Below are 11,254 nucleotides of genomic sequence, written 5' to 3'. Positions count from 1 at the left end.
AGCTCTACGAGATCGGCGCCGGCACCAGCGAGATCCGCCGCATGCTGATCGGCCGGGAGTTGTTCAAGGAAACGGCGTGAGCGCATGAGGCCGCATGCACGAAATGACCTGCTGCGCTCCGATCGGGAACGTTCTCGTTGTTTGCGGCTTCCGGGGCCAGGGCCCCGGTCGGCCTCACATCGCCCGCGACGGCAGGGTCGGATCCAGGATCCGGCGCGCGGCTTCGGCGCCGCTCACCGGCAAGCCCTTCGGATCGAGCAGCCCGATCTGCACCAGCACGCTGGCCTGGTCCCAGTAGATGTGCTCGTGCGAGATCTTTCCGCCATCGATCCCGACGACAACGACGAACGCCGCCTCGACCCGCTTTCCAGTCGGCTGCACCCCAGGCAGCATCCAATCGATCACGGCGGTGTGGGTGAACCGGATCACCAGTTCGTCGACAATCTGGTTGGTCCCGACGGTGCTCGATACCGGGATCATCTCGACGTCGGGGGGAAAGAACTTTCCGACCAGGTGATTGGCGTAGAAGTCGAGGACACCTTTCTGGCCGTTGCCACCCACCATCGACGGCACGTTGGTGAGGTGCGGGTTGTCGGTCATGGTCGCCATCGTGGTTTCGAGATCGCCCCTAAGCTCGGCTTGGACATGCTCCTGGAACAATGCAACGAGCGCCTGCTGCTGGTCGTTCAGGTCGGACATTTCTCGGTACCCTTCGGTTATGGTCGACGTCGTGGATTGGCGAGGCAATCGGACGCCCCGCAATCGGGTGTCGCAAGTGCTCGCGCGGAACAGATCCTATGGTGGCTGGAATGAATGAGGGATTAATAACTTCGGGCGACGGTCGTGCCCGCTGTTCGTGGTGTGGCGAGCAGGAGGACTATGTCGCCTATCACGACGACGAATGGGGACACCCGACGGCCGACGATATCCGGCTGTACGAGAAGATTTGTCTCGAAGGGTTCCAGTCCGGTTTGTCCTGGCTGACCATCCTGCGCAAGCGGGAGAACTTCCGGACCGGGTTCGCCGGATTCGATTTCCGCAGGGTAGCCGAGTTTGACGAGACGGATGTCCAGCGGTTGCTCGGCGACGCCGGCATCGTTCGGCACCGCGGCAAGATCGAGTCCACCATCAACAACGCCCGCCGAGCCATCGAATTGGTGGATGAGGCGGGGTCGCTGGCGTCGTTCATCTGGTCGTTCGAGCCGAAACCGGAGGAGCGGCCGCAACGCTTCGATCGCGCGACGCTGATGCCGATCACCAAGTCCGATGCGTCCACCGCGCTGTCCAAGGCGTTGAAGAAGCGGGGGTGGAGTTTCGTCGGTCCGACAACGATGTACGCCTTCATGCAGTCGCTCGGGGTGGTGAATGATCATCTGGACGGCTGCCATATGCGTGCGCGATGCGAGGATGCGCGCGCTGCATTCCGGCGGCCACAGCGAGGAGAGTGACGTCATGATCGGTTCCCGCATCTATTCAGGCGCTCCGTTCGAGGAGATGGCCGGCTACGCCCGGGCCGTGGTCGATCCGCCCTACGTGTTCGTGTCGGGCACCACCGGCTTCGATCCGGAAACGCTACAGTTCCCCGAGGATGTAGAGACTCAGTGCGAGAATTGCTTCGCGACGATTGAGCGGGCACTTGGCAAAGCCGGTTCCAGCCTGAACGACCTGGTGCGGATCCGGGTGTTTGTGGCGAGCCGTGCCGAATTCGAGCGCATCAAGCCGATCATTAAACGGCATTGTGATGCCGCCCGTCCGGCAAACACGACAGTGCTTGCGGAACTGGTAGAGCCCTACATGCGTGTCGAGATCGAGGTGACGGCGCGCATGGCGCTCGACGCCCAGGGCCGCGTCTGATGCCGCCGGGCGTCGTGGGGAAGACTCGCTACCGGCAGGGGCCGCTTGCTATCGTCGCCTCTGCATTGGTGAGGAAGTCTTCGCCCGCAATCGCAGGGAGACAGCCATGACAGGACAAACTGTCACGATCCCGGCCCGCAAGGGCAAGGCCGCCCGGCTGCCGGCCGGCGGGGTGATCAAGGTCATCAACACTCCCGGTACCCAGGTGGTCGACACCTGGGCGTTCGTCGACGGCGACATGAGCGAGTTCATGTCGATGGAACACAGCCGCGCCGCCATGAACCGGCTGACTCCGAAGATCGGCGACGTCCTGGTCACCAACCGTCGCCGGCCGATCCTGAGCGTGGTCGACGACACCTCGGGCGAGGTCCATGACACCTTCATCGCCGCCTGCGACCGCTGGCGCTATGAAGGGCTTGGCGTCACCGGACATCACGACAACTGCCAGGACAATCTGCACGCCGGTCTGGCGGAACTGGGCCTGACGGCGCCGGAGACGCCAAGCCCGCTGAACCTGTTCATGAACATCCCCTGGGACCTGTCGGGCCGGATCGACTGGAAGCCGCCGGTGTCAGAGCCGGGCAGCTTCATTCTGTTGAAGGCGGCGCGCGATTGCATCGTGGCCTTCTCCGCATGCCCGCAGGACATGATCCCGATTAACGGCGCCGGTTGCATCCCGCAGGCGGCCCACTTCATCGTGCTGGACGGCGCGGCGTTCTGACCATCCGAGGAGGTTGCATGCCGACTGTCCTGATCACCGGCGCAAACCGCGGCATCGGGCTCGAACTGGCGCGGCAGTACGCGGCGGACGGGTGGCGTGTGCTGGCGACCTGCCGGGATCCCGACAGGGCGGCCGATCTGGCAGGCATCGGAGGCAATGTCGAAACCCATCGGCTCGACGTCGACGATGCGTCGAGCGTTGATGCGCTGGCGGTCGATCTTAAGGGACAGTCGATCGACGTTCTGTTCAACAACGCTGGGGTGATCGGCAAGCGCGGCGCTTCGATTGCCGATGTTGACTACGACGTCTGGGCCCGGACCATGGCGACCAACCTGTTCGGGCCGGTCCGGGTAGCCTGGGCGCTGAGGGACAATGTGCAGGCCTCGACTCTGAAGGTCATGGCGTTCACCGGCTCGAAGATGGGGTCGATCGGTCAGAACACCGGCGGCAACGTGATCTACCGGTCGTCCAAGACTGCGCTGAACATGGCGGTGAGTTGCCTCGCGCAAGAGTTGGAGTCGAAGGGCGTGACCGCCGTTGTGTTCCATCCGGGACATGTCCGCACCGACATGGGTGGACCGACCGCGCCGGTGACCGCTCCGGAAAGTGTGGCCGGTATGCGCAAGGTGGTGGCGGGGTTGGTCCCCGGCGACAATGGAACATTCTGGAATTACGACGGCGCGCCGTTGCCCTGGTGACGGACGCCGATGCTGACGCAGGAAAAGGATCCGGCAAATGGCCGACAACGATACAGACGACGGGCACTCGGACGAACCGATTGATTTCTACTTCGATTTCTCATCCCCGTACGGCTACCTCGCGGCCCACAAGATCGATGACATCGCTCGGCTCTATGGCCGGACCGTGCTGTGGCGGCCGGTGCTGCTGGGGGTGATCTTCAAGACGACCGGCGCCCAGCCGCTGCTCGATATCCCGATAAAAGGGCCCTACACCCGGCGCGATATTGAGCGGACCGCCCGGTTTCATGGAGTGCCGCTGGAGTTTCCGCAGGTTATGCCGTTTCCCTCGATCGCGGCAGCCCGTGCCGTGTACTGGGTGCAGGACCGTGAGCCCAGCCAGGCACGAACCCTGTCGTTGGCGCTCTACGACCGGGCGTTCGCCCAAGGTGGCGACATTCGAACGGCTGACGCGGTCCTGGAGGTTGCGCACGGGGTCGGCATCGATGCCAGCCGGCTTGGCGAAGCGCTCAGCGACCCGGCGGTCAAGGAACGGCTGAAGACCGAGAACGATGCAGCGATGGCGGCCGGTGTGTGCGGTTCGCCGTTCTTCGTGGTTGATGGCGAACCGTTCTGGGGAGCGGACCGCCTGGACCATGTGGAACGCTGGCTCGCCACCGGCGGTTGGTGAGCGCAGCGCATGAGCGTCATCAAATCGCAGCTCGATACCCGGTCTGACGTTTTCCGAGCCAACGACGCGCGCACGCGCGGGTTGGTGGATGACCTGCGGGCCAAACTGCACGCCGTCAAGGAAGGGGGCGGTGAACGGGCGCGGGAGCGCCACCTGTCCCGCGGCAAGCTGCTGCCGCGGGACCGCGTGCGCGCGGTGCTCGATCCCGGCGCTCCGTTCCTGGAGTTCAGCCAGTTGGCGGCGGACGGGCTCTACGGCGGCGATGTGCCGGCGGCCGGCATCGTGACCGGCATCGGCCGGGTGTCGGGGCGGGAATGCGTGATCGTCTGCAACGACGCCACGGTCAAGGGCGGCACCTACTTCCCGATGACGGTGAAGAAGCATCTGCGGGCCCAGGAAATTGCGCGCGAGAACAACCTGCCCTGCATCTATCTGGTCGACTCCGGCGGCGCCAACCTGCCGAACCAGGACGAGGTGTTCCCGGACCGCGATCACTTCGGGCGGATCTTCTACAATCAGGCCCGGATGTCGGCCGAACGGATCCCGCAGATCGCCGTGGTGATGGGCAGTTGCACCGCGGGTGGCGCCTACGTTCCGGCAATGGCCGACGAAAGCATCATCGTGAAAGGCCAGGGCACGATCTTTCTCGCCGGCCCGCCGCTGGTGAAGGCAGCGACCGGCGAGGTGGTGTCGGCCGAGGATCTGGGCGGTGCCGAGGTCCATTCGCGGACCTCCGGCGTGACCGACCATATGGCGCAGAACGACCATCACGCCTTGGCCCTGGCGCGTGGCATCGTGGGTAACCTCAATCGGCCGAAACGGCCATCCGTCGAGATCCGAGATCCGGCTCCGCCGCTCTACGATCCGCAGGAGATTTACGGCCTGATGCCGGACGACCTGCGCAAGCCGATCGAGATCCGTGAGGTGATCGCCCGCATTGTCGACCGGTCCGACTTCGATGAATTCAAGCCGCTGTACGGGGCGTCGCTGGTAACCGGGTTCGCTCACATTCATGGCTATCCGATCGGGATCGTCGCCAACAACGGCATCCTGTTCTCCGAATCGGCCCTGAAGGGCGCCCATTTCATCGAACTGTGCGCCCAGCGCGGCATTCCGCTGCTGTTCCTGCAGAACATCACCGGCTTCATGGTCGGCCGCAAATACGAGGCCGGCGGCATCGCCAAGGACGGCGCCAAGCTGGTGACGGCGGTGGCGACCGCCGAGGTGCCGAAGTTCACGGTGATCGTCGGCGGGTCGTTCGGGGCCGGCAACTACGGCATGTGCGGCCGCGCCTACGGCCCGCGCATGCTCTACACGTGGCCGACCGCGCGGATTTCGGTGATGGGTGGCGAGCAGGCGGCAAACGTGCTGGCCCAGGTCCGTCGCGATGGTCTGGAGGCACGCGGCGAGAGCTGGCCCGAGGACGAGGAGGTCGCGTTCAAGGCTCCGATCCGCGACCAGTATGAGCGCCAGGGTCATCCCTACTACGCAACCGCGCGGCTGTGGGATGACGGCATCCTGGACCCGGCGGAGACCCGCACTGTTCTGGCGCTGTCGCTGTCGGCGGCGCTCAATCGGCCGATCGGTGAGACCCGGTTCGGCCTGTTCCGGATGTGATCGGCGGAGAATGCCCATGAAAACCGCGATCCAGCGGCCCGAAACCCTGCTTGTCGAGCGAGACCCGCGCGGCGTGGTCAGGCTGACCCTCAACCGTCCGGACATCCGCAACGCCTTTGACGGCGTCCTCATTTCCGACCTGACGATCTGCCTGGACGAGCTGGCGGCCGACAAGGCGATTCGCGCCCTGGTCCTGACCGGTGCCGGCGCGGCGTTCTCGGCCGGCGCCGAACTCAACTGGATGCGGTCGTCCGGCGAGCAGGGCGACCACGAGAACTTCCAGGACGCGCTGCGGTTGGCGGGCGTGATGCACCGGCTGGATACCATGCCGATGCCGACCATTGCCCGGGTCAACGGGGCGGCGATGGGCGGTGGTGTCGGGTTGACCGCCTGCTGCGACATGGCCGTCGCTGCCGAGGATGCCTTGTTCGCGCTCAGCGAGGTCAAGCTGGGGATCATTCCCGGGGCGATCAGCCCCTATGTCCTGCGGGCGATCGGGCCGCGCAACGCCCGACGCTACTTCCTGACCGGCGAACGCTTCGACGCCGAGACGGCCTTCCGGATCGGTCTGGTCCATGAGGTGGCGCCGAAGGGTGCGTTGGATGCCGGGGTTGACCAACTGCTGGCCGAGTTGTTGTCAGCCGGGCCGAAGGCGGTGCGGGCGGCCAAGGATCTGATCAAGCATGTGGCGATCAAGGAGATCGACGACCTGTTGAGCCGCGACACTGCCCAGCGCATCGCTCACCAGCGGGTCACGGACGAGGCGAAGGAGGGGCTGAGCGCGTTCCTGGAGAAGCGTAAGCCTGGGTGGACGGCATGATCCGCACCCTGCTGATCGCCAACCGCGGCGAGATCGCCTGCCGGGTTGCCCGCACGGCACGGGACATGGGCATACGCACTGTCGCGGTGTTCTCCGAGGCGGATGCCGAGGCCCCGCATGTCCGGGCCTGCGACGAAGCCTGGCCGATCGGGCCCGCTGCCGCCGCCGAATCGTATCTGAAAGCCGATGTGATCCTCGATGTAGCGCGCCGCGCCGGCGCCGATGCGGTGCACCCGGGCTACGGGTTCCTGTCGGAGAACGCAGGCTTTGCCCGCGCCTGTGAGGCCGCAGGGGTGATTTTCGTCGGACCGCCGGCGTCTGCGATCGACGCGATGGGCTCCAAGGCCGGCGCCAAGGCGCTGATGGAAAGGGCTGGTGTGCCCTTGGTGCCCGGTTATCACGGTGACGACCAGGCATCGGCGACCCTGTCGGCGGCCGCGCGTTCCATCGGCTTTCCGGTTTTGCTGAAGGCATCGGCCGGCGGCGGCGGCAAAGGCATGCGGGTGGTTCGGGCCGAGGACGAGTTGCAGGCGGCGATCGACTCGGCGAAGCGCGAGGGCAAGGCATCGTTCGGTGACGACCGGCTGATCGTCGAGAAGTACCTGGAACGGCCGCGTCACGTGGAGGTCCAGGTGTTCGCCGACAGCCATGGCAACACCGTCCACCTGTTCGAGCGTGACTGCTCGGCCCAGCGTCGGCACCAGAAGATCCTGGAGGAGGCTCCGGCACCGGGCCTCGATCCGGCGACCCGCGACGCGATGGGCAAGGCCGCGGTCGCGGCGGCCGAGGCCGTCGGCTACGTCGGGGCCGGAACCGTTGAGTTCATCCTGGACGCCTCAGGAACCTTCCATTTCATGGAGATGAATACCCGTCTGCAGGTCGAGCACCCGGTCACCGAACTGATCACCGGCCTGGATCTGGTGGCCCTCCAGCTACGGGTGGCCGCCGGAGAGACGCTGCCGTTTGCCCAGGACGACCTGCGGATCACCGGCCACGCCGCCGAGGTCCGCCTGTACGCCGAGGATCCGGCCCGCGATTTCTTCCCGCAGACCGGCCCGCTGACCCGGCTGCGTTTCCCGCAAGGCGAAGGGATCCGGATCGACACCGGGGTTGAGGAGGGTGGGGCGGTTACCGTCCATTACGACCCGATGATCGCGAAGGTTATCGCCTACGGCCGTGATCGCCGCGAGGCATTGGCTCGGCTCGGAGCCGCCCTGGGACGAACCGAAATCGTCGGCGTGACCACCAACGCCGGATTTCTGAAGCGTCTGGTCGAGCATCCCGAGGTCGTGGCGGGGCCGATCGACACCGGCTTCGTCGGGCGCGAGATCGATACCCTGGCACCGACTGGAGAGACGGCACCGGCCGCCGTTCTGGCAATCGCCGGATTCGCCGAGATGCTGGCGCTCGATGCTGCCGCCAGATCCGCTGCCGCCCGTACCGACGATCCGCATTCGCCGTGGGCGCGGGCCGATGGCTGGCGGCTCAACGATGTCGGCCACCACGACCTTGGCTTCCGCGAGGGCGAGCGGGTCACGGTGGTGCGGATGGCGGCCGAGCGCAGTGGGGATGGGGCCGGTTGGACTGCGCGGTTCGACGGTACCGACCATCACCTTTCCGGACGCGTCGATGCCGATGGAAGTCTGGCAATCCGGGTCGACGGTGTACGCCACCGAGCGGTCGTTGTGACAGACCGTGATCGGCGCGTGGTGTTCCTCGACGGCCGCTCCTGGCCGCTCGTTCTGGACGACCCGTTCGCGGCGGGCGAGGTCCAGGAGGTCGGTCACGGCCGGCTGACGGCACCGATGCCGGCCAAGGTGATACGCGTGGATGTCGCGGTCGGTGACCGTGTGACCCGTGGCGCCACGCTGCTGGTCACGGAAGCGATGAAGATGGAACACACGGTGGCGGCGCCGGCCGACGGTGTGGTGACCCGCCTGGCGGTCGCCGAAGGCGATCTGGTCGATGAAGGTGACGAGCTGGTGGTGCTGGAGGCTGGCGACGAATGATTGCCCGCTATCGCACTCCGCTGATCGCCTTGGCCCTGGCCGTGGCGGCGCTGTTTCTTTGGTTCACGCCGCCGCCCGAGGGGGCGTCGCCGGTCATGATGCAGGCCGCCGCCCTGGTGGTTCTGGCCATCGGCTGCTGGGCGACCATGCTGGTGCCGGAACATCTGGCGGCGCTCGGCTTTTTCCTGGGCGCCATGGTGCTGCATGTCGGCAAGCCGCTGGTGATCTTCTCCGGCTTCGCCAGTCCGGCGTTCTGGCTGGTGTTCGGTGGCCTGGTGATCGGTGCTGGGGTCGACCGCACCGGATTGGGCCGGCGGATCGCCCGGGCACTGGTCGGCCGGTTCCGGGGCGGGTACTTCGCAACCGTCGCCGGGGTGGTGACGGTCTGCCTGGCGCTCGGTTTTCTGATGCCATCGACCATGAGCCGGCTGATCCTGCTCTTGCCGATCGTGCTGGCGCTGGCGGACCGGCTCGGTTACCGCGACGGGTCGCGCGGGCGCACCGGCCTGGTCATCGCCACCGGGTTCGGCTCGTACCTCGGGCCGGTCGCGATCCTGCCGGCCAATGTGCCGAACAATGTGCTGCTGGGCGCCGCGCAGGTGTTCCACGGCGTCCAGTTGCAGTACTTCGACTGGCTGATGATCCATTTTCCGGTCCTGGGGCTGCTGAAATCGGCCTTGCTGGTGGCCGTCGTATGGGTGTTGTTCCGCGACACGCCGACCGAGCCCGGCACCGCTGCGGAAGACACCGAGCGGGTGTACTGGAGCCGTGACGAGCGCAGGCTGGCGGTTCTGCTGGCGGCGGCGTTGGCGTTGTGGGCGAGCGATGCGGTTCATGGCGTCTCGCCGGCGTGGATCAGCCTGGGCGCCGGGTTGATCTGTCTGATGCCGGCGGTCGGACTGGTCCCGCCCCAGGCGTTCCGCGACAAGGTTCCGATGAACCCGCTGATCTATGTGGCCGGCATTCTCGGTGTCGGTGCTCTGGTCGCCGACAGCGGGCTCGGAGCCGCGTTGGCGGAGGGAGTGCTCTCAGCGATCAAGCTCGATCCGGAGTCGCCGGGCCGCAGCTTCTTCGTGCTGTCGCTGCTCGCCACCGGGCTGGGTACGGTCTCCACGATGCCCGGCGTACCGGCGATTCTCACGCCGATCGCCGGCGACATGGCGCTGGCGTCGGGCCTGCCGATCGAGACCGTCCTGATGACCTTCGTCGTCGGATTCTCCACCGTGTTTTTCCCCTACCAAGTGCCGCCGCTGATCGTTCTGCTGCAGCTCGGCAACATCCCGGCGCGGGCGGCGGCCGGGACTGCGCTGCTGTCGGCGGCGGCAACAGTGGTCCTGCTGTTGCCGCTGAACTATCTGTGGTGGCGGGTTCTCGGCCTGCTGCCATGACTCCGCGTTGAGAGGACAATGGCCCTACATCTGATCAAGCTGTGCGTCGGCATCGATACGGTTGAGGAACTCGTCGCGTGGCGGGCGCGGCGGCGCGCCGAGCTCGAGGCCGCCGGTCTGCCGCCTTACGGCCGACATCTCACACGCAACACGCCGCGGCGGGCCGAGGAGATCCTCGGCAGCGGAGGATCGCTGTACTGGGTGATTCGCCGGGAGATCCGGGTGCGGCAGCGCATTCACGCCATCGAACCGGCGACCGACCATGAGGGCCGGGCATGCTGTGCCCTGGTATTCGAGCCCGAGCTGGTGCGGGTGATCCCGCGCAGCCATCGCCCGTTCCAGGGGTGGCGCTATCTGGAAGGCGCCGACGCACCCGCTGACCTGCCCGCGTACGAATCCGGCGAATCGGCGGAAATGCCCGAGGAGATGCGCCGCGAGCTGCGGTCCCTGGGGCTTCTGTGACCGAGGCCGCTTAACCGCCGGCCGGCTTCTTGCCGCTGTCGATCACCGATCGGTTGGCCGGGGCCACCGTGAAATCGATTGTCGTGCCGCTGCTCAGGTTGCTGAACTTCTGCAGGCCGGAATGCGGTTGCATGGTGATGGTCGCAACGCGGGATCCGCGCCGGTAGGTCATCGTCGAGATCCGCGCCCGCACGGTGGTGAGCTGCTCCCAGCCGAATCGCGGCATCTCCTTGGTGTAGAACGCGTACATGTCGATCATCACGTAACCGACGTCGAGCGACAGTCGGCCGATCCAGCCGTCCTCGGTGCCAAGCACCAGCGACTGCTCCAGGTCGATGTCGGCGTCGGCCGGGATCGGGATGTCGTTGAACTGCTTGAACGTATCCGCCGCGGTGGCACCGGTATCGACCGGCTGTTCCGAACTGCGGCCCTTGGCGCTGGCGGTACTCTGCTCTGGCTTGCTGTTGAAGCCGTCCAGAGGGTTCGGCACGCACGCGGTGAGCGGCATCAAGGCGACCAGGGCAGTGATGCTCGCAACGCGGCCCAGGCGCGGGAGAACGAAGGTGCGGAAGTTCAACGGCGGGATCGGCGTCATGGGGGCTTCGGGTCCTTGCTGGAAGCGTCGACGGTCGGTGCCGCCATGCCCACATATTGTGCCATGGGTGCTCGCCAAAGTCAGCATATGGCGGGCGACGTTTTTCTGAATCGGCGAATGTCGTTTTTATGAATCCAGGGCTTGCCATCCGAAAATGTGGCGCCTATAACCCCACCACCGCTGAGGGCAACGCCCCCGCCGGTCTCTTCGGAAAGAAACAGTGTCGGGCAGGGAGACTTGCCGCGGCCGTTTTGTCGCCGACGAGAGGGTGAAAGCCCTGGCTCTTGGACATTGTGAAATGGAAGGGATGCGCAGGCGGCGGTCTGGCTTGGTTTTGCTGGGCACGCTGGGACCTGAGAGGGTTCTGGCATACGAGCCGATCTGTGCATCTGACTGTGCGTCCTGATTTCTGGCGCTTCT

The 11,254-nt window shown here is 66.0% G+C and carries 12 protein-coding genes; 10 read left to right on the top strand and 2 right to left on the bottom strand.

Translation table 11 applies throughout. The features are described 5' to 3' along the window. Positions 1–174 precede the first annotated feature (174 nt). Complete coding sequence (locus RIC54_RS24945) at positions 175–699, bottom strand: nuclear transport factor 2 family protein (protein WP_350084699.1); 525 nt, start codon at positions 697–699, stop codon at positions 175–177. A 110-nt stretch (positions 700–809) separates the two neighbouring features. On the opposite strand from RIC54_RS24945, the gene RIC54_RS24940 reads away from it, so the two are divergent. From RIC54_RS24940 to RIC54_RS24895, 10 genes are all read left to right on the top strand, one after another. After that, a complete protein-coding gene (locus tag RIC54_RS24940) occupies positions 810–1,448 on the top strand; it encodes a DNA-3-methyladenine glycosylase I (RefSeq protein WP_350084698.1) in 639 nt (212 codons plus the stop codon). Positions 1,449–1,452: 4 nt separating this feature from the next. Then, entirely contained in the window at positions 1,453–1,854 is a 402-nt protein-coding gene (locus RIC54_RS24935) for a RidA family protein (RefSeq protein WP_350084697.1), read from the top strand. 106 nt (positions 1,855–1,960) lie between these two features. Then, positions 1,961–2,575, top strand: coding sequence for a DUF1989 domain-containing protein (locus RIC54_RS24930; protein ID WP_350084696.1), 615 nt, complete (start codon positions 1,961–1,963; stop codon positions 2,573–2,575). 17 nt (positions 2,576–2,592) lie between these two features. Next, entirely contained in the window at positions 2,593–3,273 is a 681-nt protein-coding gene (locus tag RIC54_RS24925) for an SDR family oxidoreductase (protein WP_350084695.1), read from the top strand. 37 nt (positions 3,274–3,310) lie between these two features. Further along, on the top strand, positions 3,311–3,943 hold the full coding sequence (locus tag RIC54_RS24920) for a 2-hydroxychromene-2-carboxylate isomerase (protein WP_350084694.1): 633 nt from the start codon (positions 3,311–3,313) through the stop codon (positions 3,941–3,943). A gap of 9 nt (positions 3,944–3,952) precedes the next feature. Beyond that, positions 3,953–5,560: a carboxyl transferase domain-containing protein gene (locus tag RIC54_RS24915; RefSeq protein ID WP_350084693.1), complete on the top strand. Its 1,608-nt coding sequence runs from the start codon at positions 3,953–3,955 to the stop codon at positions 5,558–5,560. Positions 5,561–5,576: 16 nt separating this feature from the next. After that, positions 5,577–6,380, top strand: coding sequence for an enoyl-CoA hydratase/isomerase family protein (locus RIC54_RS24910; protein WP_350084692.1), 804 nt, complete (start codon positions 5,577–5,579; stop codon positions 6,378–6,380). Next, complete coding sequence (locus tag RIC54_RS24905) at positions 6,377–8,389, top strand: acetyl/propionyl/methylcrotonyl-CoA carboxylase subunit alpha (protein ID WP_350084691.1); 2,013 nt, start codon at positions 6,377–6,379, stop codon at positions 8,387–8,389. The genes RIC54_RS24910 and RIC54_RS24905 overlap by 4 nt, the downstream gene beginning before the upstream one ends. Next, positions 8,386–9,777 carry an SLC13 family permease gene (locus RIC54_RS24900; protein WP_350084690.1) on the top strand — a complete coding sequence of 464 codons (1,392 nt, stop codon included), beginning with the start codon at positions 8,386–8,388 and terminating at the stop codon, positions 9,775–9,777. The genes RIC54_RS24905 and RIC54_RS24900 overlap by 4 nt, the downstream gene beginning before the upstream one ends. Before the next feature lie 18 nt (positions 9,778–9,795). After that, positions 9,796–10,239, top strand: a complete 444-nt coding sequence (locus RIC54_RS24895) for a DUF1489 family protein (protein ID WP_350084689.1) — start codon at positions 9,796–9,798, stop codon at positions 10,237–10,239. A 10-nt stretch (positions 10,240–10,249) separates the two neighbouring features. Here the strand turns inward: RIC54_RS24895 and RIC54_RS24890 are convergent, their stop codons facing one another. Continuing rightward, the gene (locus tag RIC54_RS24890; protein WP_350084688.1) at positions 10,250–10,834 is read right to left on the bottom strand and encodes a hypothetical protein; all 585 of its coding nucleotides are present in this window, start codon (positions 10,832–10,834) and stop codon (positions 10,250–10,252) included. Positions 10,835–11,254: the final 420 nt, after the last annotated feature.

This window comes from Thalassobaculum sp. (assembly GCF_040219215.1).
Lineage (GTDB): Bacteria > Pseudomonadota > Alphaproteobacteria > Thalassobaculales > Thalassobaculaceae > Thalassobaculum_A.
The sequence above is the reverse complement of the archived record's forward strand: the minus strand, read 5'-3'. Positions and strand labels throughout refer to the sequence as shown.